Below are 23544 nucleotides of genomic sequence, written 5' to 3'. Positions count from 1 at the left end.
GCCGCCCGACACGCCACGTTGCGGAACGTCACAGCAGACCGTTTTGCTATACGTGTTACGCACTCAGCATCACATCCTTCCCGGGGACGCTGAATTCCAGTCGACAAATCGGTCCTGATTTGCGATCTTTGCGCGAAACCGAGACGGTCCGACAGACTAACCCGTTGGGAAAAAGGAAATCGTCGCAAGCACCAAGGGTCTGGAGCATGTCCAACGCAAAGCAGATACTGGCTATGCTCCAGAGCAAGGCGGACGGTGACGACGAGCATTTCTATTCAATAGCTTTGCAGGTTGCCGCCGCAGAGGCCCGGCAAGGGCGACGTACACTCGCAGAAGACCTGAGGGCAGCTGTCGACAATGCGCGGGAGAAGGCGGCGTCGGGCCAAACCGTCGCCGTGCCCTTCGCTTCCCCGCGTGGTGATCTAGCCGACTTGATCGAGATGCGTCCGCCGCGCTTCGATCTTGAAAGTGTGGTCATGAACGCCTCGTTGTGTGCGCGGCTGGACGACGTTGTCTTGCAACAGCACAAGCGTGACTGGCTCCGTGAACATGGCAAGACACCAAACCGGCGAGTTCTCTTCGTCGGACCGCCGGGTTCGGGCAAGACGATGTCGGCGGAAGCCTTGGCAGGTGAGTTGCGGTTGCCGCTGTTCGTAATCCGCCTTGAAAGCCTAATCACGCGCTTCATGGGGGAGACTGCCGCCAAGCTGAGGCTCGTTTTTGACGAAACTGCCCGTCACAGGGGGGTATATCTCTTTGACGAATTCGATGCTGTTGGAGGAAATCGCGGTGCGACGAATGACGTTGCCGAGATGCGCCGCGTTTTGAATTCTTTCCTGCAATTCATGGAAGAACCGAATTCAACGGACAGTGTGATTATCGGAGCGACGAATTACCCAGACCTTCTTGATCCCGCGCTTCTGCGTCGGTTTGATCTGGTCATGGAATTCTGTCCGCCCACGGATGAAGAAATTCGCACGATCATTAAGTTCAATTTACGACCGATGAAATACCCCAACCTGAGGTGGAAGAGCATCCTTGTATCGGCCCAAGGGTTGAGCCAGTCTGAGATTGCCCGCGCAACAGAAGACGCGGTGAAAAGCGCAATCCTGGCTGAGCGGAAGAACGTAACCACTGACGATCTACTCCGCAGGCTGAACGACAGGCGAGAAATGCGGGACGCATTTCGACCTTCGGCAGTGAAAAAGTAGTAGATGGCATCAAAGTATACTCTTCCGCACATTAACATCGAAAGGAGGCGCGAGCGGGCCGACTTCAAATCCACGAACGAACGGTTTCCGGGCAGCCCACCCCCTCGGGATCGCCAAAAACATGGCGCACTGCTCAGGGGGCAGCTGTTGAGTGCCGTTTCGGACTTTGAACAAGAACGCCCACGCGACGAACACGTCACCTCCGAGCCTGGGGTCTATCTTGAGATCGAGCTGAGGCCAAACTCCAACCCTGATAGCCTTGAGAAGAAACGAAGCCATCTCAAACCCGCCTCTGCCAAGCTTGACGCTTCCGAGAACCGGATCGTGGGCTTGTTCGTCCCGGAAGAGGCTAAAGATGTGCTCGAAAGCATCCTGACTGATTACCAGACAGGCGAACTAACCGAGAAAGGGCAAAACCCACCCAACAAGCCCTTTGTGGAGCCGATTGAAGCGATCCGAAAGGCACGTCTCGAAACCTTCTGGACCGATGATCTGGAAGCGTTGCCGCAAAACCCGTCCGACACGATCTGGTGGGAGGTCTGGTGCGTCAAATCTGCCGAGGAAGAATTGGACGCCTTGGCAGAAAAGCTTGACGCACGATGCGCGCCAGCAGAGCAGCGGCTGATCTTTCCCGAGCATGTTGTGATTCCCGTGCTTACCACACGTGCAACGATAGAGTTGATGCTCTTCGCGCGCTTTTCGATCACGGAACTGCGGCGGGCCACGGACACTCCAGTCTTTTTCATTGACGACCTCAACCCCGATGAACAGATCGAATGGACGGACGAACTTGCGGATAGGATCGAGTGGCCCGGTACCGATGTGCCTGCGGTTTGTCTCCTCGATACAGGTGTCAACCGCGCGCATAGCCTGATCGAACCAGCTCTTTCGCCCGATGACCTTTATAGCGTCCGTCCGGAATGGGGGGTGGATGATACGGGGCCGCGTCCGGGGCATGGAACACAGATGGCCGGAATTGCCCTGCACGGAGACCTTGTCCATCGGTTGAAGACCGCCGATCCGATCCAACTGACGCATCGGCTGGAAAGCGTGAAAATCTTGCCCCCACCCGGAATGGAGAAGCCCGAAGAGCGGTTCTATGGGCCGATCACGAAGTCTGCCGTCAGTATCGCGGAGATCGCGCGACCGAACCGCAGACGTGTATTTTGCATGGCAGTCACGAACGAAGACATATCCGGCACACAACCATCGACTTGGAGCGCCGCACTCGACCAAGAAGTCGCTGGTGTCACCGTAGGAGATGAACGGGCACCGAGACGCTTGATCGTTGTTTCTGCCGGAAATGCCCCGAACCCTATCATGTTCGATGAGATCCAGCATGCGGACACGTATCCGATCGAAGACCCGGCCCAGGCTTGGAATGTGGTTACGGTTGGCGGCTACACGGACAAAATCCACATAGAGGAACCGGAACTGGCAGACCATGCGCCGCTGGCCGAGGCAGGCGATTTAAGCCCGTTTACTCGGACCTCGACGCAATGGACGCTTGGGCGCAATAGGCCATTCAAGCCGGACATCGTGATGGAGGCCGGGAACCGTGCAGTTGACGCTTCCCGGACGACTGTGGTCGATACTACTTCACTGTCGGTTGCGACCTCTGGCCCCGACGTCGACAGGAAACCTCTGGTCCCGTTTCGAGCCACAAGCGCCGCCACGGCAGAAGCCGCGCGTTTGGCAAGTCGGCTCATGGCCGCGAACCCTGACTACTGGCCGGAGACCATTCGAGCCCTAATGATCCACGGGGCCGAGTGGACCGAAAGAATGCGCTTTGCCTTGGACCCCTTGGGCAAGACAGACGCGGCTAACCTCCTTAGACATTTTGGATATGGCGTGCCCACCTTAGAGCGTGCCGTGGCATCTGCGGAAAACCACCTCGCTCTGGTCGCACAGTCCGAAATCCAGCCCTATAGCGCGTCTTCGGGGTTCGAGGAGTGTCACTACTACGATCTGCCTTGGCCTCGGCAGGCGCTCGAAGCACTCGGCGATGAAGAGGTGAAGCTGAAGATCACGCTGTCCTATTTCATCGACCCGAACCCAGGCGCATTGGCCTCGCTCGATCCATATCGGTACCAGTCTTTTGGTCTGCGGTTCGATCTTCGACGACGACTGGAAAGCCTCGATACCTTCAAGAAGCGGGTCAATGCAGACGAACGAGAAGACCCAAGGCGCAAGCCAGCTACACAAACGGACACTGATAATTGGAGATTTCCCGATGCGGCTTCTTCGGGGTCGCTTCACTGTAACGAATGGACAGGTCCAGCTGCTTGGTTACTTGCACGCAATGTTCTTTGCGTGAAACCTGTAGGTGGCTGGTGGAAGAACCGTGCAGACAAACAAACGCGCCAGCAAAAGACGAGGTATGCGCTCGTGGTGTCTGTAAAGACTTCACGTACTGACGTGACCTTGCACACAGACATCAATGCGGTTGTTTCCGGTACCGTGCCGATTTCCCAGGATGTTGAGGTCGGATTCTGAAGACGATCATTTGTCGAAACCTGATGCAAACACTGTCCTGTGCCAAGACTGCTGCACTTGACGCCGTATCGCTAAACACACTGCAAAGTAGCAAGAGACCGCTTCCCGTCCATCCTGCGGGGAGTTGCAGACGCGGCTACTGGTCTTGAGGAATACTTAGGTTGCGAACGTACAGCCACCGAGCCATTGACCTGAGTCCCAGCCTTGCGGCCTCCCCAGCTCGGCTTCGCGTGTCGCAGGGGAGAACGGCCCTTCGGTCCGTCGCGCATTCGGCCATGCGGCCTCACCGCGGCGTTGCACCCGGCATCCCGGTTTGCCCGCCTCGCGAGCACGTCCCTCCCCGGTCGCTCCGCCGGATTGCGCTCTGGTCTGTTTTGGCCCGAGGCCAAAACGATCCCGCCACTTCATCCGTCTCCCGCGTCCGGTCGGTCCGTTTGCCTGCTCGGGTCGGGCAAACCTACCGTCAAAACACACACACATGAGCGTGGAAGCATATCCTCCGGTTGGCCCCCAAATCAGCCCGCGTCAAGGATCGCAAAACTTTTCGGCGAGGGCGGGGTCTGTGGCGCGGGGCGGTTCCGTGCGTGAGGGCGGGCCTGTGTCGGGTGTCGCGCGGGGAAAACTTTTGCGCCCGGCAAGCCGGCGGCTGCGCCGTCCCTGACCCGGGCAGATTCGGAAACCAGTCATTCGGCCATGCCCCCACACTCACGTGGTGGCCTTGGAACCGAACACTGGAGAAAGAACATGGCTTACGACACCGCAAACAACTACGAGACCATCGAGCTTTTCGGGCTGACCGAGAAGGACGCGCAGCTCCCGATTCCGGAAGATCACATCCTGACCGACCACATCATCCGCGAGAGCTTCGAGGCTTTGCTCGGCCCGCTGCGCGGGACCGGGCTCGAGGCGGAAATCGAACCGCTGGCCCATGGGCTCGCCACGATCCTGCAGCGCCGGAAGGTGGCGCTTGGCAAGGAGGTCGACCGCACCGCGGACAAGATCGGCGCGCTCGCAAAATCCCACGATGGATCCGAGATCGCCGAGACCGCGCTCGAAGAGGCGCAGTCGCGCTTCCTGCAGCTGCGCGAGATCGTCGGCGCAATCGAGGTGATGAGCGAGGCGGCGGCGGAATGCTACGAGATCGAAACGGGCCACGCCTTCATTCCGGCGGCCGGGTCGCGGGCGAGCGTACGGGCGCAGGAGACAGGCGCCGTCTTCGAGGCGCGGCAGCTCCTCGAGCAGCACGACCGCGAGACGGCTGCGAAGTCGAAAGTGGAGGGGGTGCCCCTGATCGTCTCGGGCGCCACCGACTGGACAGATGTCGATGTGATCTTCAACACGCTCGACAAGGTTCGGGAGCGGATCAAGCAGAACCGCAATCAGGAGATCTTCCTCTGCCACAAAGGCGGCAAGCACGGGGCGGAGATGATTGCGGCCCGTTGGGCGCGGGCACGCGGCGTGGCGCAGGCGCGCTTCGATCCGCGCTGGTCCGCGCACGGTCGGGCGGCACCGTTCAAGTGCAACGACGAAATGCTGGACGACAAGTTTGCCGCGACGGGGGTTGTCCTCTTCGGCGGCAACGGGGTCGCACTGAATATAGGGCAGAAGGCGGAAGCGAAAGGCCTGACGGTCATGCGGGTAGCGGACCTGGCGAAGAAGACTGCCGAGACGTGAATTGAGAGGGTCGCCTTCGGGCGGCCCTTTCGTCATGTCTCATGGCGCGTGCGATCGGTCACGCGTGATCGGGAGCTCACGGCGTCCAGCACCGTCATCCCTCTACCCAGCCCGTCAGAGTTCGGCCCATCCGCATCGGTACGGGCTGGGGATGGTGCGCACCTCGCACATCGTCAGCAGCGCAAGACCGAGGGGTCGAGACGTCGCACATGAGGCTGAAGACCTGCACAACCCTCGGGTGGTGGTTCGGAACATCGCATCCACGCGGGCGGGCTCCGTCAGCACCCCGGCCAGGTTCGGCAGGACGTGGACGCGGAGGATGGCTGCGACGTGATGGCAAGGGTCATCCGGATCACTCCTTTTTGCTCATAGATGTGGATCGCACGGGGTCGGTCCCGTCCGTGCCCTCAGCTCACGCTTCGGCAAGCACAAATACGGCTTCCACGCCTTTGGCGCGGACCCTCCGCATTTGCGCTTGCGACCGGGCCTCTTGCCCCCGTGCCGGGTGATCCCCATCGCAACAAGGAGTAACCCAGATGACCAACCACTACGTCGCTACCGTCCCCGTCAAGTTCACCGATACCGATGGCCAGGAGCGCACCCGTTTTCAGCGCGTGGGTGCGATGTTCCGCAACACCCGCAATGGGGATGGCTCGGAGTTCTTCAGCCTCAAGCTCGACTTCCCCGTCGCGGTCTCGGAGCTAGTGATGTTCCCGCCGAGCGCGAAGGATCCCCAGGACTGAATCCTCTGACGAGGATGGGCCGCCCCGAGACGATCTCGAGGCGGCCCGATCTCTGTTCCAGAGATGCCGTCACCGGCGTAGGTGATCGCCGATAGCGACCTCCTCTTGGTGCCGGTCGCTGCGCGTTCAAGGGGCGCACTCCCCCCGGGATGATCAGGCCGCGACAGACCGGCCAGTCAGCCTCAAGGGGGCCATCCACAAAAACCTATCGGCCAGGGCCTCCTGGTTTTCGCGGCAGAGATTTGGCAAGCCAAATCTGGCCCTCCTTGACCCTGCCTGTCCGCCCTGTCGGTGGGGTTTGCGCCCGCCCGCGGTTCCGTCCGAACACTTGCGTGTTCGGTCAGATCCTCGGGCGGTGTTGGGGAAGGGGACCTATTGGACAGGTGGGTCACCCGGTGGTGAGGGCGGCAGAGCCGCGTCCCTGCGTGCCGCGGGGGAAGCGGACACCAAGGCTGCCTGAGACTGAATGCAACGTAAGTATATAATTGACAATTTAGTATATTATCGTAAGGTAGGGGCAGCCTTGGTGGAAGGTGGCAGGAAATAGGGGGTCTTTCTTCCGCATGTCCCGAACAAAACGCCTGACAGAGATCGAGAAGATGCAGATCGTCCGCGAGGCCGCGGAGGGTGTGTCGACGTCTGAGCTGGCGATGCGTTTCGAGGTCACATCGCGGGCCGTGCGCTACGTCCTGAAGGCCGATGCAGAGCGCCAGACGGATGCCGCGATCCCGGTCTCGGCGGTCAGTGTGAAGGTCACGGTTGCGGAGCTTGAGGCGCTCGACGCGGTGTTGGCAAAGGCGGGGATCGAGAGCAGGGCCGAGGGGCTGCGGCGGCTCATTCAGGCGGCAGGTGGGGTGTTCGTTCCGGACGCGCAGATGGCGGCAGAGATGGCGCGCTACCGCGCTTCACTGCACGAGGTCGGCAATGGGGTCGCGCAGATCGCCAAGCAGATGACGCAGGCCAACCGGCAGGGGCAAGGGGCTGGCCCGGAGTTCACCGAATTGCGCCTTGCGCAGATGCGCGGGTTGGCGCGGTTCATCTTGGATTCCGCTGACGAGATCGACCTGCTTCTGCGCCGTCGTCGGGATGGGATGCAGCTCGAGGCCACGGCCGCGCTGAGGGAGTTTGCCCATGCGGCTGAATGATGCCGTCCATGCTGTCACGGGCGAGGTCTTTCGGGATGGCTGGAGCCGCGTCCGGGGCTCGATGCAAGGTCTGCACGTGGCTAAGCAGTCCCAGCTTGTGCGCGCGGCGGCCGGGCACCGTCCGGCGGTCTTCAAGGCGATCCGGGGCGGGGGCACGCATACCAAATCGCAGCTCGCAAACCAGCTCGATTACCTCACCACCAAGTCCACCCATATCGTGGACAGCAGCGGGTTTCTGGATGGCAAGGCGAAGCTCGAGGCGCGTGACATCAAGGATCTGACCGAGCGCTTTGCCAAACGGTGGGATGCGGGCTTCAAGCCCAAGCTGGGCCAGACCACCCACATGCTCATGTCGTTCCCCATCGGCACGCGGGGTGAGGATGTGCGCGACATCGCGACGGATGTGGCCGAGCGGTTCTTCCAGAGTGACGCGGGGCATTTCGATTACATCATCGCGGTGCATGAGGACCGCGATCACCCCCATGCGCATCTGGTGTTGAACCGCCGCTCGCAGGAAGGCGAGTTCTTCTTTCTGGGGCGCAACCACCGCTTCAACTATGACGACTTCCGCCTCGCGATGGTCGAGGAGGCCGAGAAGTATGGCGTGCGCCTGGAAGCCACACGGCGGGTGGATCGCGGCGTCGTGTATTACCAAGCCCGCACCAGCGAGGTTTATGCCGCGAAAGAAGAGGGTCGCGCGCCCCGCGAGCGTGAACGCGTGGGGGCCGACCTGACCCGGACGCTGGCGGAGATCGCCAACACCAGAACCGTCTACCATTCGCTTGCCGCGGAGGCCTCCCGGGAGGCCCGCGAGGATATTGCCGCGGCCCTCTTCCGCGCGGGCGAGGTGCTGGCGCGCGGCGGGCAGGTGGACCGAACAGGAGATGTGTATATGGCCGAGGATCAAAGCTTCGAGGATCTGAGAAGCCTCTATGCGGAGAAGCTGGCGCGGGTGCAGGGCATGATCGCCGAGAAGTCCGACGCGGAACGTCCCGTGCTGGAAAAACGCCTCATCGAGATCCAGACACAGGTCCAGCATATGCAGCCCTTGGGGCTGCGATCATCCACGCTGTCAGAGACCCCCTCGGAGGGCGGGGTCTATTCTGAGGCCAATATCGACACCAAACAGCTAGAACGTCTTGCCGAGCCGGACTTGCGGTCGCGCATAGACACCGCCCTGCGCGGCACCGGGATCAGCACAGCGGAAGTGGTCGCCCGGATCGAGACCGGGGCCTCGAATGCCGCGCTTGAACATCAATGGATCGCCGATGATCTCTCCAAGGTGGCCGAGGCGCGCGATCTGAACCTCGAACGCCGCGCCGATCTGGAACAGGCGCGCGACATTCTCAACGATGTGCATGTCAACCTTGGCACGCTTTTGGAACGGGAGAACGTGCTGCGCCGGGACGGTGTCGTGGAAGCGGAACCGGTCAGCGAGCGGTTCCACTATCACGAGGGCGCGGTGCGGGCGATGGAAGGGACAATCCGTCAGGAGATGCGCGCAGACGGCCTGACCGCGCAGCAGATCGAGGACCGGGACTGGGAGGTTGTCTCGCGGGCGGAGCGCCGGATCGAAGCGGAGCAGCGCGCGTATCTCGAGGCACATCCGGAGTTGCTCGCACGCCCAAGCGATGTGGTTGACCGGTCCGAGCCCTACAGGGAGGCCATCACCGATGCGGCCCGCGCCAGCGAGATCACCCGCGAGGTCGACCGGATCATGGAGGGGCGCGATGCCCGTACCCCTGTTGCAGACGCAGTCGCGGACGACTTGCGCGCGCGCTATCCGGACATGCCGTCCCACCTCGCCCGTGGGCTCGGTGCGACCTATGCGGCCGTTGTCGAGATACGCGACACGGAGGCCATCAATCAGGTCCGCCGCGACAACGAGTTGCGCGAGGGGCTTGGGGTTGGCACGCGTGACGAACGTCTAGCCACCCGAGATGAAACGGCGCCGCAGTCTGACCGTGCCGACCGCCTTGCAGACGAGATTGCGCGTGTTCTGGACCATGAGCGGGCCGGGGAGTTGTCTGCGCCCTTCGAGACCGAGGCGGAGCGGGACGCTTTCCGAACCGAGATCGCGCGGGTGCTGGATGACCGCGAATTGGGCCGCCTCACATCCGGCGATGCCGATGCGCTGGACAAGGTTCTCGAGGACCGCCTCGACCGGCTCTATGTCGCCAAGGTCTACTTGCAATCTAATGCCGCCACGGCCAACACGGAGGCCTTGCGCCAGGTGGTCGATGAACTCGCCGACGCCGAATACGAAAAACACCGCGCGACAGACGTGGATGGCGAGACCGAACGGGGCCAGGTCCATTGAGCGCCGCCATGGGAAAAGCGCGGATCGCGACCGGCGTTTTGCTGGTAACGCTGGTGACGGGGGCTATGGGCTATACCATCGCCTCGGCGGTGCTGACCTACCAGGATCTCGGCTTCGGGGCCGAGATCGACTTTGCCTATATCGCGCAGAACTATCTGGCGATCCGCGATCGCCGCCCGGAGGACGCGCAACTCATCCACCTGATCATCGGCAGCTTCGCTGCCGCCGGCATGATGCTGAGCCTTGCTCTTTCGGGATCGGCCCTCACACGCTTTGGCCAGACCCATTGGCAGTCTGCGCGCGAGATGAAGGCCAATGGCTTCTTCGGGGCGCCGGGCACCGGGTTCATCCTCGGCAAGCTTGGGACGCCTGGCTCCCGCGCAAAATACATTTGCTCGAAAGTCTTCCCCCATGCGCTGATCGTGGCCCCCACCGGGCGCGGCAAGACCACGGGCTTCGTCATTCCAAACTTGCTGACCTGGCAAGGCTCCGCCGTGACGCTCGATGTTAAGGGGGAATGTTTCGAGGCTACGGCCCGGCACCGCGCCGCCCAAGGTGACAAGGTTTACCGCTTTGCCCCCACCGATTGGGAGGGCAAGCGCACGCATCGCTACAACCCGCTCCTGCGCATCTATCAACTGAAGGACTCCGCGCGCCAGCAGATGGAATTGCAGCTCCTGGCGACGCTCTTCCTGCAGAGCGACAATGACCGGGTGCAGGGCCTCCTCAAGGGCGGGATCGATCTCTTCGTGGCCGCGGGGCTTCTGGCCTTCCAGCGCAAGCGCCCGACCTTGGGCGAGATCTACCGCATCGCGGCCTCGGGCGGGAACAAGCAGAAGGAGTATTTCGCGCGGGGTCACGAGGTCGACAACAGGGCGGCCAAACTGATCTTCACGCGGCTGGCCTCGACCAACAACGATACGCTGACCTCTTACGTCTCGCTCCTGATGACCTCGGGACTCGACCAATGGCAGAACCCGGCCATCGATGAGGCGACGGCGGTGTCGGACTTTGATTTCCGCACGATCCGCAAGAAGCCCTTTTCGGTCTATCTCGTGGTCCAGCCGCTGATGGTGAAGCCCCTCGCGCCGCTGATCCGCCTATTTTTCTCCGATCTACTCTCCGCCATGCAGGAAAAAGACCCCGGGCCGGATGAGCCTTGGCCGGTGATGATTATGCTCGATGAGTTCAATCGTTTGGGCAAGATGCCCATCGTGGTCGAAAGCATCGAGACCCTGCGGACCTATCGCGGCCACCTGGCCGTGGTCACCCAAACCATCCCCGCCCTCGATGAAATCTATGGCGAGAACACCCGCCGCGCCCTGCAGGGCAACGCGGGCGTGAAGCTCTATCTGACGCCCTCGGATGAGAAGACCGTCGAGGAGTTGAGCAAGGCAGTCGGCAAGACCACGAAGACCGTCGTCACGCGCTCCCAGTCCATTGGCAAGAACCCCTTTGAGGGCCGCAGCCAATCCACACGGACCGAAGAAAGCTCTCTCCTGCCCGAAGATGAGGCGCGTCGCTTGCCGCTCGACGAGATCGTCATGGTCGTCGATGCCCAGATGCCTGTCCGCGCGAAGCGTATCCAATATTTTGATGACCGGCTGTTCAAGGCCATCCATGCGGCGCAGACAGGCGAGTTGCCATTTCCAGAGCCTGGGGGAGGGGGATCGCAAGGCATGTTGCCGCTGAGTCTGCGCGCCATGCCGATGACGCCGCCACCGGACGGGTCAGGCGGATCCGAGGCCGACATTGAGGCGGAACACCAGGCTGCTGATGGCCAATTGTCAGGGAAAACCGATGTCGCTCCAAAGAAGACCGCGCCCGTCATTCAAGCCGTTGTCGCCGAGGAGCAGCGACAGATGGAGATGGATTTTGGGGGCCAGGTTGCGGATGCCGAGGCGGAGGGCATTGATGATGAGGCGCAGATGCGCTCCGCCGTCGATGGCTTGGACGATATGGAAGCGATGCTGCGAGAAAGGGATGGCGAAAAGCTCGTTGCTCGATAGGATGGCGGGCGCGTTAAGGAAGTTTGCAGCCGCATATTTAGGTCTGACGTGTCGCATTCGCTCAGTGTTCTAAGCACAGCGACAGAATTTTTTCGGCATAGACCTGAGACGCGTGTTCTACCCAGCTCTTCGTCACCAAAAAAACCCACATCAAAAGTCCAATAAATGCGGCTCCGCAAAGCAGTGCCCCGAGAACGAACGCAGTCGACCCGATCTCTAGATCATATAAGAAATATGCACTTCCAAGAGCCACCGTGGTGGTGATTGCAATGCCCAACGGTTTCAACCCGAGCAAATTGCGCGCGAACCCATACGCAATGTTCTCATTCAACAGAAGGCTTGCTTCTGATTGCGGGCGGGTGTGCTCAAGCAACCAACGTACTGCTAGCAAGCGGTCATCCTGAGCGTTCTTTGGGTCTTGGTTCTCATCAAATAAACTCGGCAAGACAATCTTGCTATGTTTCTCAATGTATGAGCGACACCTCGTCTTCATGTTCTTGGGTAAACGATCATCGGAAAGGGAAAGCAAAGACGCAGTATGCAGACGTCCAACTCGGCTGCCCATTTTGCGCTCAACATTTTGACCAGACTTACGCGCCAACCGCGTCAACGCGAACAGGACCCCGCAAGTGACGACAAATGCAGCTATGGCACCCAATTGGGTCCAAACAGCTGGAAACCAAACAAAGACAAAAAGGAGCGCGGGCAACAGCGTCAAAAGCGCCGGATTGAGACGGGCAGTCCTATCGTAGCGGTCCATACCGAACATCTTATCCATCTGCATGAACTCTTCGATGAAAATTAGGCATTTTCGTCTCCTCCGAGTTCGGAGGACAAGTCCACCGCCTCTGCGATAAGCTGACGGTACCCAGTTGGGGTTCTGATAATCATCAGAACGGGAAACAGCTGTCCAATTGCAAGCTTGGCCGCTGTACTGAAATCAGTTGCAGAGGGACCCGTGGACGCAAGGTGATTGTGCCATGTTCCCAGCGGGTAGAGAGTGTTTCCCGAAGACTTGGATAATTGTGCGAGCTGATCACTCAAACCTTCGGTACCCAGAACAAACTCCGTTTTAGAAAATCTGCTATCGGGCGGAGCTGGAATCGTATCTACGACTTGAAAGACGTTACCGATGGCCGAGAAGCGCCCGACCAAAACACCGCCGGTTTCAGATCCCGGCTTGCGCGCAATTTCAGCTTCAATTTCTATCGTAACCCGGCTGGCAAGCCGCGTTTCAAGCGCGCCCATCTTGGGTCCTTTTACGATGGTATAGGGTTCAACGGTATGGCTTTCCCAATTCTGGGAAAGACCATCGGCCTGCAGGTGCCCAATGTTGAATTGCCCACTTTCATCTACATAACTCCCGGAAAGCACGTCGCTTGTCAGCTTCGCGAGCGGAGCCGCCATCATAGAATGCCGAGTGTCTGAGGCAATCATCGAGAAGCTCGAGCATCCTTGACCAATGATGATCTCGTCAGCGCTTTGGCCCATCACTTTAGATCGGAGTGCGTCGTCGCTCCGTAAATGGTGATAAAACTCGGTCATCAGGTCGCTGCTACTGGGGTTGGCGCTCTGGCCTGACACCGAGAAGAAACCAATGTCACTATCACCCATTAGGCTTGCTTCCATCACCCGTGGTGTCTTGCCCTTCGCCCAATCTGTATAGCTCAAGGTTTCCCGCAAAACCGCAGAGGCGGTAGTGTTCAATATTGCTTTGGATTTTTCGAGCTTCAGCTTTCTGCGAAGCTCTTTGGTACGCAGCACAGTGTTGGCATCAATCCGATACCCATCCGACTCCTGCGCAAGTTTGCTGACGTCATGCGCAAATTCCCCAGCCTTGGAAGAGTAGAACATCGAATCCAAATCAGCAGAATACGGCAAGCAGGAATGTCGCGCGTAGTTGTGCGGTTCCATGGTGTCGTTGTCTATGACCGATATTGGGGCACGGCCGGACCGCGCGAGATGCATCGCAATTTTCGAACCTAAGCTTCCACAACCTAGCATGGACCATGAAAGCCATTGCGAGCTGGGATCACCATGTGAGGTTCTTCTTAAGACATCGATCGAGATCGAATCTCTGTGGCCCGCCAAACGGACAATCGCACTTGATGTCGGCTTGAGGTCATCCACAGATTGGAATTCGATCACATATGGGCAGATTTCAAGAGGTGAGGCTTGGCCAATGAGATTGAACGGTCGGCGGGCGATCAATATCACTGTGACTGGCAATGCCTTTTTGATGGTATAGCCGTCGAGCTTCGAACGCAGCCACTTCATCCTCTCTGCCAGCATCTTGCCGCAGCCGTAGAGTTCAGCGCGTTCGTATAACTCAGCAACGTTGCTTACTGTCTCTGGAAGATAGCGGTCACAGATGATTGGCTTTCCGTTTGGATGCTTGCCGGGCCAGACAATCAGTCCGAGGCTAAACCCCGTCCATTCGTTGTCACCTTTCGGGACCTGTCCAAGGGATTTCAGTGTCTTTTCATCAATTTTGACCTGCTCATCGCCCTTTAGACAGATTCGATAGTAGGGGTCGGACTGACCCAGCTGCGCAAAAACCCACGTACGGTGCCAAGTCCCGCCGGACCTACGTTTAACTACACTCCGGATCTGCGAGGCATCTCCAACAATAAGGTCGTTCAAGTGGTCACGCCGAACAAATTCCCAACCATGTTTTGGATCATTCAGTTTCAGCATCGCTGCTCGATCGAGCCAGTCCAGAAGTTGCTGGAGAAGCGCAAGAATACCGCCCCCGGACTGAATTAGCTCACGTGGAGATCCGAAAACGAGGCACGGTTCAGGCGCTGAACCGGCTGCACTTGGCTGTAAGTGAGGATGGGACCGGTCAAAGTCGTCCCGTAAACTCGGGCGCGGTGCAAACAGAGGGAAGGAGACAGGAAACGATAGTTTGACGGGCTCGACACGTCGTACTCCCGACGGGCTTTCGCCTCGAAACCGAGATGGAAGTTCCGTTTTGATTTGTAGAGTCACATCCACCGGACAATCGTCATCAGCCCGCGACGCAAGAGCTATGCCGATTACTTGAGGGTGCTTGTCCAGTGTGCGAATTGCACGTGCAATGGCTACGGGAACGGCTAGAAGATCATCGACGGTTACCATGCAGCTGACTCATGCCAAGTCTGACCCACAACCATGAGCATGTGCCTCGACTCCAAGAGCGGACGATGAAGAGATAGCGGCTGCCATTTTCAGGGAGGCGACTTTTGGACCATGTTCGGTGATTTCCATCTTTAGCGGCTTGTCACCTTTTTCGTCCTCTAAACACCGGAACTCCCCATTGATTTCCGCTTCGCTCAGAATGGCTTCATATTCTTCCTTTGCGCGGATACAGGGCGGATCGTTGTCGTCGTCTACAACACTCTTACTGCTCGCCAGGATTATTGCACCGTCGTTTGCTTGTGAAAGAGCTGATCGGGCATCTTCAGAAACTACCGCATCTTTTCCCTTTTTGGACCAGCTGTCGTGCGACAGTGACCGCCAGGAACAATGATGGGGCGCGATCAAGACATCATATGCAAGAACCTCGGGAGTTTCAGAATACTCTGCCCATATTTTCTCCCAAATCGCCACTTCGGCGTCACCACCAAACAGGTACTGGGCGGCGTTTTCGGTATCATCTTTCGCAAGCGTAAACTGAGTGATGACACTAGAGTTATTCTTGCTGAGCAACTCTTCTTCGTCTTCATCGTCCGTGACCGGCAACGGAGCCAACAAGACCGCCTTGAAACTGTCATCTGCTACGCCGCAAATCTCGGAAAATGTCTCGCCCGTTTTGATCAGAATGTCGGCCAAATCATCCGTCTTGCCGTCCGCATCCTCGCTCAGGATCAAAATTCTGCTTCCGTCTTCGATATCTTTGTCCTGGCGGAACATTTCAACGCGCCGGCGCGCTTCTGTCGCCCAAGCCTTTGCGTCAGCGCAAAGATTGTTGGTACTGCTGGCACGTCTAAAAACAATTGGGGAAGACCACATCTCGCGAATTACGATTTTGTCGTCTTCGGGCGACCAATCCTCAATTTTGCCGAGATGAAAATGGTTCTGCAGTCCAGAGCAATGATCCATGTCCGGATGCGTCAGCAAGAATGCATCGACAAACAGACGTCCGTCACAGTCACGGTCAAGCGCGTTGCGAAGCTGTGCCCCAACATCAGGCACATCCTCATCTTTGTCGTCAGCCGAGGCGGTAATGTTTATGTCTACGAGTATATAACGGCCACTCTGGGTTTTGATCAGGCTCATGTCGCCATTGGCGACTTTGAAATGCGAAGTTTCGACGCTCATCAGTACTGCTCCTTAGCTTGGAAAACCTGAGTGACGCGCCTCCCACCGAATCGAACAAGTTTACGCTTTGTTCTCAACATAGTTGATCGAGGATAGCCTTTCAACAACATGTTGTGTCCCGCAATAGGCATCGCCAAAATTCTAGTAATGACTATGGTCTGCTTTAAAAAACCTGCGCCGCTGCGTTGACGGGATGCGCAGATGTCCACTTCGTTTCGGGCCATCACCGCTTGCCGAGACGACCCAACCTAGAAAGCTGTGCTAGCATTTGAGCTCCTGTGCCGGCTCCGTCACCAGATGGAGCTGCGGTTGGGCCGCCTGCTGAATTGGGTCGGCTTGGCAACGCTTGCACACCAAAGAATTGGCGCGCCCGCAGAGCTGCGTATTCCGCGCCAGTCGCACCACCGATGGCGTACCGGTTGTAGACTTGTTGGCTTCCTGCAAGCCCTCGGGCAAAGGCATAGCTGCCGCCGAAGCCGGCTGAGAGCGCTGGCATCATGATGTTTCCTGAAATTGCTCGAACCAGGAAGGGCGTTGCTATGATGAACCCCTTTGCCATTAGCACCATCATGAAGAACGGAATGAGCGCGCCGATGTTGGACGCGCCTTCCGGGTCGCCCAATTCAGCAAGAAGCGCACGCGAGACACCCGTGATGGTTGCGAACACGCCAGCAACGACGATTGGGTACATAGCGAAGGAGATCAGCGCCGAAAGCCAGCGTGCAAAATAATCCTTGGTCACTTCAAAAAGGGTCAGGAAGATCATGATTGGTGCAATCCCGATCAGCAGAGCGATCATGAGCCTGGACGCAACGACGATAAACGCCGCCAAGCCACCGAGAATAGAGAGCAGCAAAACCCCAAGGGTGTCCAACAGGGCACCGGCCATCCAGTTCAGTTCGGACCCCGCGGCATTCAGATAGTCCCCGAGCGCCGCGATCAAGTCATCGAACTCCTCTGCGAAGGTGCCGGATGGGCCGGGTGAACCGCCGCCGACTGAGGCCACGAGCGACCCAGCAATGCTGTCGATCCCGTTCAGGATCGCCGCAGCAAAGATGTTGAACTGCACCCAGTTCGTTGCAAATGCGCCTATCAGCCCGACTTTCACGGCGAGCCAAAAGGCCGTGCGCCCGTCCATGGCGCGATACTGGTAGATCGTGTTGATGAAAACCAGAATGACAACGAGTGTGGTGCCGAGTACGAGCATCGTTCCGACTGTTGCGGCGACCGCGCCAAATTGCGTCTCAGCAGCGGTATTGAGATAGCCTTCAGCCGTTTCCACGAAGTAAGTGACGACGCTCATGGAACCCTACCAGTTTCCAGCAGCTTCGCAGATTGGCATGGCTTCGCGCCGAAGCTCATTTGCCTGCCGTCGGTATTCTGACGTCGCTTCCACGATGTCCCAGTAGTCAGATGCGGCGAAATGCTCGACGAAGTCGCCTTCAGCTGCGTCCCAAGACGGATACCGCGTGGGACATTCACAGCTTTGGGCTTCAACGATCCGTTGCATGCTCTGCGCACGATAGATTTGTTGGATCAGGAGCCGTTTGTGGGACTCGCGTACATCGATGCCTTGCATCCACTGTGGCTCTGGAGGCTGGTCGGGACAGACATCTGGCTGGTTTTCGAGCGTTGGGATCAGGTTCCGTTCAGCGACGCCAGCGGTTGCGTAGAGAACGATGAGCAGGCTTGCCGTCGCAACGACCCGCATCACTCTGAAGTTACCTTCGTAGCCAAAGATTCACGCTTCAAGAACGTGGTGTAGCCGTAGTCACCTACCTCGGCGGTGATGACTTCCCACCCCTCCGCGCCGCGCTCATTTAAGGCACATCGCATCGCGTCGTAGTCCTTTTGCTTCTTTACCTGGAAGAACAGGATGTCATATTCAAAGGTCTTCATTGGGAAGCTCCAATCTCGGTTGCGCCGGGGAGGTAGAATTCGGTGATGCCGCGTTTTCCGTCATGGCGGCCGGCCTGGATGATCACATCGATGGAGTTCTCGATGTACTGGATCATGTCGGCATAGGTCATCGGGATCTCGGTCTTGAGCGCCGCGATCGCGAGACGCTGCACGGCGAGTTGTGGGGTCTCGGCATGCAGCGTGGTCATGGACCCGCCATGGCCGGTGTTGATCGCCTCGAGAAAGGTCATGGCTTCCTTGCCGCGCACCTCGCCCAGGATGATCCGGTCGGGGCGCATCCTCAGCGTTGCGGTGAGCAGCACATCGGCGGTCTGGAATTCCGTGTCGCGATTGGCGATGAGGGTGACAGCGTTTGGTTGGGTCGGCAGAAGCTCCGCGGCTTCCTCGATAGTGACGATCCGTTCGTCCACAGGGACGTGGGCGAGGATCTTGCGCGCAGCCACGGTCTTGCCGGTGGAGGTGCCGCCAGAGACGATCATGTTGAGCTTGTTTTTGACGCAAAAGGCCAGCGCATCGTCGATCATGCCCGCGGCCACCACTTCGCGCAGTTCCCGGGTTTTCTCGAGGCGGAGTTCCTCGAGCTTTCGTTCCTTGCCATAGAGGAAATCAAGCGCGATCCCGTCAAGCGGCAGGCTCGAGAAGAACCGCAGGCTGATCGACATCGCCGAGAGCACGGCAGGCGGTGTGATGACCTGCGCCCGGATCGGGCGGCCCTTGTAGGTGATCGAGACCGAGACGATCGGGCGGTCCTTGCTCATGGTGGTATTGGCGGAAGAGGCGATCTGGTTGCCGAGGTCTTTGACTTCTGTTGCGGTCAACACCTGGTCCAGTTTTCGCATGAAGTGATCGCCCTGGAATTCTCCCCAGCAGCTGCCATCGGGGTTGATGCAGATCTCGATGACATCGTCGCGGGCGGCAGCGTTGATCCTGTCGAGGGAGGTCTGGAGATAACTCAGCGACATGGGCTCAGAAAATCTCCAGATCGCGGTCGACCATGACGGTGACGCGCGCCCCCTGGTCGACATAGATGAACGGCCCGATCAAAAGATAGTCGCCAATCACACTATCCGTGGCATCGGCCAAATCATCGCCCACGTCTTCGAGCACATCCGCGGCGGTTTCGTCCTGCACATTTGCAGCGGCTGCACTAGGCGCGGCGGAGATCAGTGAAATCAGCGCTGCCGAGCCAAAGCGCTCATCAAAGCGCGTGTCCACGAAACCGGTGACACCCGAACGGCCAAGTTCATCACCGCCGAAGGAGCTGATCTGGACGGTTTGGCCCGCGGGCAGGATGATCCGGTCCCAGGCGATCGTAACCCGGCGCTGTGCGATATCGACGCCGGAACGGTAGCGCCCGATGAGGCGGGAGCCGCGTGGGATCAATAGGCGCGCTCCATCGACGCTGTAGACATCCTCAGACACCACGGCCCGGGTCTGGCCGGGCAGGGAGCTGTCGAGCGCGGTTTCCATGACGGCCTGGATCATCGTGCCCTGGATGATGGTGTTGGACGGATTGGCAATAACTTCGGCTTGCGTCACTGAAGTGGGCAGCGCGCCATTCAGCACGAAATCCGTCACCTCCCCAAAAGTCCGTTCAGTCAGAGCCGTCTCATTTGCGCCAGACGAGCCGCCAAAGGCGATGGTGGGCGAGGTGATGCGCCGTTCTTGGAATGCACGTTCTTCCGCCGCGCGGCGTTCAAGTTCCGCGAGACGTCTTGCTTCCTCCTCGCGGCGGAGCCTTTCTTCTTCCCGCGCGCGTAGCTCGTCCTCGGTGGGACCGATGGGTGCCGGAAGGGGGCGATTGGCTTCGAGCTGCGCAAGTTCGAGGTCCATGCGGAGTTGCTCCAGCTCGCGGTCGCGTGCCGTAAGCTCTTCGCGAAACTGCTGCTGTGCGGCTTCCGAGGCGGATTGCAGGGCGGCGATCTGGGCGGTCAGCGCATCGATGGCTTCGGCGGCAGCCGTGTCTTCTTCCACCACTGGTTCTGGCGCGTTGCGCAATTCCTCGATTTGGGCCTGCAGGGCTTCGAGCTGCGCCAGAAGCTCTGCATTTGGTTCGACCGGTTCCGGCGAGACCAGAACCACCTCTGGCTCAGGCGGAGGGAGGGTTTCGATGGCGCCGAACCCGTCGCCTTCGTTCTGGAAGACATCCGGCGTGGCCGTGGGCAGGGCTTCTTCTTCCTCGGGCTGGGAGAGGAGATAGAGCAACGCCCCACCCGCCCCGATCACGAGGACGACGACCAAAGCGAGCAGCGGTGAGCGCCGTGGGGCAGGGGGTGAGCTCGCACCTTTGCCTTGTTCTAGGGCAGCGAGGCGCTTTTTGAGGTCCGCGTTTTCTGTGTCGCTCATGATCCCACTCCCGCAGGCGGTGTGGCCTCGATACAGACCACCTCTTCCCCGATCCGCAGCACCCATTGCCGGTTCACGCCTGAAACCCGGATCACGCCGTCCTCGGTGGCTTGCGTGTTGACCGTCCGTTCCCGGCCATTCGCGACGCGGAAGATCGCCGGCACCGGCGCGTTCCGCGGGAATTCGAAATACGTAAACGTTCCATCATCCCAGATACGTGCCGGGGTGAACTCGGTCCGCGCGCTTGCACCGTAATTGTAGTTCGGCGCTTGCGCCGCGATGGCCCGCGTGGGCCGTGCATTGTCTTCAGGGTAGCGGAACTGCACCACGTAGAAGGTCGGGCTGCGGGTCTCCTGGACGTTGAAGTAATAACTGCGCCTGTTCGTGTAGACGGTCACATTGGTATGCACCCCGCGCGCCACCGGCTTGATCGCGAAGGCCTGACCGCCGGGTACGCCGTCGATCTCGAAGCCTTCCGTGTCGCCCGCGATGATCGAGCGGATGCTTTCGCCTTCGCCGAACTCGATGGTGGTGACATGGGTGAGCGAGACGCTGAGACGGTAGACCTGATCCTCCTGGTAGGTGGCCAAGCGCACCCGGCTATCGTTGGGACCGCCACGCGGGATGGCTTCGGCTAAGGCGAGGCCGGGCAGCAGCACAAGCACAATTGTTACGAGGGCCTTCTTAAGCAAACTAATTCTCCAATCTGTCGGAGCGGATGGAATATTCGAGGACCGTGAAGCCGAAGGGGTTGGTCCAGACCTCATCAATGGAGCGGCGGGTCTCGGGGCGGAACTCGAAGAGAAGCGTGGCGGTGAAAAGCCCGGTTTGGACGCCGTTGATAGATGTCAGGCGCTTGCGCAGACGGACAGTGGCGCGGTTTGTGCCGATCCGGTTGATGCTGAGGATTTCCACGTCGAGCCGTGCGTTCGGGCCATAGACCGTCGGCGGGTAGTTCTCGTTGGCGCTGTTCCAGATCTGGCGCAGCCCGCTCTCGGCTGCCCCGTCCGAGCGGCGCAGGACGCTGCGGATGCGCAGATCATTGTCGAGCTGGTTATAGACCTCGCGGTCGGTCACGTAGCGGAAGACCTCCGCCTCTATGACCGCCTGGTTGGCTGTGACAGACGTCGCGCCCACCGAAGCCTCGGGCAGGGCAAAGCCGGTCGCGGGATCATAGGGCACGACCACGGGCGGGGGGTCGACATCGAGGATCGCGACAGCCGCCGCGCTCAGGCACCCGATGATGCCGAAGATGAGGCCGATGAGCCCAAGGCGTTGCCAGAGCCGTTCACGGCGCAGGGCACCATAGACCAGCTCTTCTTCGATGATTTCCTGTTCACTCGCCACCTGTCACAACCCTTGATCAGTCTGCCCGCAACTCGGGCAGCGTGAAGTCCATAAACCGCTGCTCCTCGGCGATGGTGGCGGCATCGATCACGCCGCCTGTGCCATCGCCCACGGTCTGGATGGCTTCGAGTTGCCACATGGCGACCAGCGCAATGGCGAGTTCCGCCGTCACGCGCGTGTTGAGGTCGATGCTTTCCTTGAGTTCATCCATGTCGTCGATGAGCCCGACGAGGCGGTCGACGCGTTCCAGCGACTGGCCGGCATCCTCATAGCTGTTCTGGGCAGCAGCGGAGACAAGCGCGCCGGTCGTGGCTTGTGTCGCCACGCGGTTGGCCCCGGGATTTCCGCTCGTGGCCATTTCCGAGAGCGTATCGTCGTCAAAGCCGAGATCGGCCAGGACCCGGTCCATCTGGGTTTCGATTTCGCCCGCACCGGAGCCAGAGAGGCCGGAGAAGTCGCCTGTCTTGATCGCTTCGATGGTAGCGAGGATGTCGCCAAATTCTTGGTCGAGCAGACCGTTCAACTCATCTTCCATTTCCGTGCGGATGATCTCGGGAAGTTCGGCGAGGCGCGTCAGTGCCTCATAGGTTCTTTGCAGCTCCGCGAGTTGGTCCGTGAGTGTGGCAAGCTGTTCGCGGAGCTGCGTCAGCTGCTCGTTCTGCAGGATCTCGTCTTCGATCATCTGCCGGAGCTGCTGGATGTTTTGCGCGATGTTCTGCGTGTCGACGACGGGCACGCCCTGCGCCGCAGCAGGGGAGAGGGCTCCCAGAGTCAGGCCAATCCCAAGTGTCGTGGCCAAAGCCGTTCTCAGAAACATCCGTCCCATCAGTCTATCTCCCTGATCGCAAATTCCATGAATGCGCCCTCGGCCATGCGGGCGCTGGCCTGCGCCAATTCTTCTGCGCTCAGGACACGGGTCCGCGCCGCCTGAAGCCGGATGCGCGCGGCGACGAGGCGCACCAGTTCGGCGCGGGCATAGGTGTTGAGCGCGATGCTTTCCTGAACATCTTCCGTTTCGGAAATCCGCTCGACGATGTCCGCAATACGCAAGGCGGCTTGCCGGATCGCGGCGGGCGAGTTGTTGCCATAGAAGGCTGCGCCGTGCCCGGTGATTGAGAGGTTCGCATTGGCTAGAAGCGCCGGATCGATCGTGCCGAGCGCTTCGATCCCACCGATGCGGCTCAGATAGAGATTGTAGCGTTCGGGGATGACCTGGACGTAGTGCTGCGTCTCGCGGAAGGGCGGCACCCCACCATACTCGAACACCCGACCGGGTCCGGCATTATAGGCGGCGAGTGCGTTGATGATATTGCCGTCAAAGGTGTTGAGCTGGGTCGCGAGATAGCGCGCGCCGCCATGCACCTGAAGGTAAGGGCTGTCATAATATTCCGGGTTGATACCAAGATCGCTGGCGGTGCCGGGCATGATCTGGGTGAGGCCAAAAGCGCCGACCGGCGAGCGGGCGCCGATGGTGAAGCGGCTTTCCTGCCAGATGAGCGCTTGTAGGAGTGCGCGCCATTGGACTGGGGAGAGGCCCGCGCGGCCCACGCCCGCAAACCCGCTGGTTTCCTGGGCGACGCGGATGATGAGCTGCTCGATGTTTTCTGCCGCATCCCCGAACATCTGTGCGCCGCCGGGGTTGGGATCGGTTTCGGCATTGCCATAGACGGCCTCGACGGAACGAGCGGGATCGCCGCTGCCGCTTTCGAGCCCAGAGACCATGGCCGGCAAGCCCTGACCGCCGAAGCTAGTCTGGGCGTCGAGGATGCGCTGCAGAGTTTCGAGTTGCTCCCGTTCGATCTCGGCGATGAGTTCGCGGACCGACAGCTTGTCGGCTTGGGTGGCAAGGTCTGCCTCGCGATCGCCTGTCTCGAAGATATCGCGTGCGGTCAGCCCACTGTCATTGGTGGGTACGCCTTGTGCGGCGACCAGACCTGGCAGCAGGCAAAGCGCCACGATATGAGGCAGGCTAGACTTCAATGTCGCCCTCCGGCCTATCTAGAGGCGTGAAGGTACAATCGGGTGCGACGG

Annotated in this window: 19 protein-coding genes; 7 read left to right on the top strand and 12 right to left on the bottom strand. The window is 59.7% G+C overall.

Annotation, left to right across the window (positions count from 1 at the left end):
- Nucleotides 1–206: 206 nt before the first annotated feature.
- The 7 genes from A3728_RS19615 to A3728_RS19585 all read left to right on the top strand — a co-directional run bounded on the left by A3728_RS19615 (nt 207) and on the right by A3728_RS19585 (nt 11598).
- Nucleotides 207–1211 carry an AAA family ATPase gene (locus A3728_RS19615; protein ID WP_067927733.1) on the top strand — a complete coding sequence of 335 codons (1005 nt, stop codon included), beginning with the start codon at nt 207–209 and terminating at the stop codon, nt 1209–1211.
- 147 nt (nt 1212–1358) lie between these two features.
- On the top strand, nt 1359–3707 hold the full coding sequence (locus A3728_RS19610) for a S8 family peptidase (protein WP_161487241.1): 2349 nt from the start codon (nt 1359–1361) through the stop codon (nt 3705–3707).
- Between the two features lie 744 nt (nt 3708–4451).
- Entirely contained in the window at nt 4452–5381 is a 930-nt protein-coding gene (locus tag A3728_RS19605; RefSeq protein ID WP_067927726.1) for a DUF2493 domain-containing protein, read from the top strand.
- A 536-nt stretch (nt 5382–5917) separates the two neighbouring features.
- Nucleotides 5918–6124 (top strand): hypothetical protein, encoded by a 207-nt coding sequence (locus A3728_RS19600; protein WP_007120662.1) that lies wholly within the window; start codon nt 5918–5920, stop codon nt 6122–6124.
- 563 nt (nt 6125–6687) lie between these two features.
- Nucleotides 6688–7269: a transposase gene (locus A3728_RS19595; RefSeq protein ID WP_067927724.1), complete on the top strand. Its 582-nt coding sequence runs from the start codon at nt 6688–6690 to the stop codon at nt 7267–7269.
- A complete protein-coding gene (locus A3728_RS19590; protein ID WP_067927722.1) occupies nt 7256–9589 on the top strand; it encodes a relaxase/mobilization nuclease domain-containing protein in 2334 nt (777 codons plus the stop codon). The genes A3728_RS19595 and A3728_RS19590 overlap by 14 nt, the downstream gene beginning before the upstream one ends.
- Before the next feature lie 8 nt (nt 9590–9597).
- Nucleotides 9598–11598 carry a type IV secretory system conjugative DNA transfer family protein gene (locus A3728_RS19585; RefSeq protein ID WP_067927720.1) on the top strand — a complete coding sequence of 667 codons (2001 nt, stop codon included), beginning with the start codon at nt 9598–9600 and terminating at the stop codon, nt 11596–11598.
- 61 nt (nt 11599–11659) lie between these two features.
- Here the strand turns inward: A3728_RS19585 and A3728_RS19580 are convergent, their stop codons facing one another.
- The 12 genes from A3728_RS19580 to A3728_RS19525 all read right to left on the bottom strand — a co-directional run bounded on the left by A3728_RS19580 (nt 11660) and on the right by A3728_RS19525 (nt 23493).
- Entirely contained in the window at nt 11660–12376 is a 717-nt protein-coding gene (locus tag A3728_RS19580) for a hypothetical protein (RefSeq protein ID WP_150120901.1), read from the bottom strand.
- A 23-nt stretch (nt 12377–12399) separates the two neighbouring features.
- Nucleotides 12400–14718 carry a ThiF family adenylyltransferase gene (locus A3728_RS19575; RefSeq protein ID WP_067927717.1) on the bottom strand — a complete coding sequence of 773 codons (2319 nt, stop codon included), beginning with the start codon at nt 14716–14718 and terminating at the stop codon, nt 12400–12402.
- Nucleotides 14719–14727: 9 nt separating this feature from the next.
- A complete protein-coding gene (locus tag A3728_RS19570) occupies nt 14728–15900 on the bottom strand; it encodes a metallohydrolase (protein WP_067927716.1) in 1173 nt (390 codons plus the stop codon).
- Between the two features lie 223 nt (nt 15901–16123).
- A complete protein-coding gene (locus A3728_RS19565; protein ID WP_067927714.1) occupies nt 16124–17203 on the bottom strand; it encodes a type IV secretion system protein in 1080 nt (359 codons plus the stop codon).
- Nucleotides 17204–17209: 6 nt separating this feature from the next.
- Nucleotides 17210–17611: a hypothetical protein gene (locus tag A3728_RS19560; protein ID WP_067927712.1), complete on the bottom strand. Its 402-nt coding sequence runs from the start codon at nt 17609–17611 to the stop codon at nt 17210–17212.
- Nucleotides 17611–17799, bottom strand: coding sequence for a hypothetical protein (locus A3728_RS19555; RefSeq protein ID WP_067927709.1), 189 nt, complete (start codon nt 17797–17799; stop codon nt 17611–17613). Before A3728_RS19555 ends, A3728_RS19560 begins: the two co-directional genes overlap by 1 nt.
- Entirely contained in the window at nt 17796–18782 is a 987-nt protein-coding gene (locus tag A3728_RS19550) for an ATPase, T2SS/T4P/T4SS family (protein WP_067927706.1), read from the bottom strand. The genes A3728_RS19555 and A3728_RS19550 overlap by 4 nt, the downstream gene beginning before the upstream one ends.
- A 4-nt stretch (nt 18783–18786) precedes the next feature.
- A complete protein-coding gene (locus tag A3728_RS19545) occupies nt 18787–20166 on the bottom strand; it encodes a TrbI/VirB10 family protein (protein ID WP_067927704.1) in 1380 nt (459 codons plus the stop codon).
- Nucleotides 20163–20858 (bottom strand): TrbG/VirB9 family P-type conjugative transfer protein, encoded by a 696-nt coding sequence (locus tag A3728_RS19540; RefSeq protein WP_067927701.1) that lies wholly within the window; start codon nt 20856–20858, stop codon nt 20163–20165. Before A3728_RS19540 ends, A3728_RS19545 begins: the two co-directional genes overlap by 4 nt.
- Nucleotide 20859: 1 nt before the next feature.
- Nucleotides 20860–21513, bottom strand: coding sequence for a virB8 family protein (locus tag A3728_RS19535; RefSeq protein WP_067927698.1), 654 nt, complete (start codon nt 21511–21513; stop codon nt 20860–20862).
- A 16-nt stretch (nt 21514–21529) separates the two neighbouring features.
- Entirely contained in the window at nt 21530–22339 is an 810-nt protein-coding gene (locus tag A3728_RS19530; protein WP_067927695.1) for a type IV secretion system protein, read from the bottom strand.
- A complete protein-coding gene (locus A3728_RS19525) occupies nt 22339–23493 on the bottom strand; it encodes a lytic transglycosylase domain-containing protein (RefSeq protein WP_201722221.1) in 1155 nt (384 codons plus the stop codon). The genes A3728_RS19530 and A3728_RS19525 overlap by 1 nt, the downstream gene beginning before the upstream one ends.
- Nucleotides 23494–23544 lie beyond the last annotated feature (51 nt).

Origin of the sequence: Sulfitobacter sp. HI0040 (assembly GCF_001634885.1) — a bacterium.
Lineage (GTDB): Bacteria > Pseudomonadota > Alphaproteobacteria > Rhodobacterales > Rhodobacteraceae > Sulfitobacter.
Note: the sequence above shows the minus strand (reverse complement) of the source record. Positions and strands in the feature narration are given on the sequence as shown.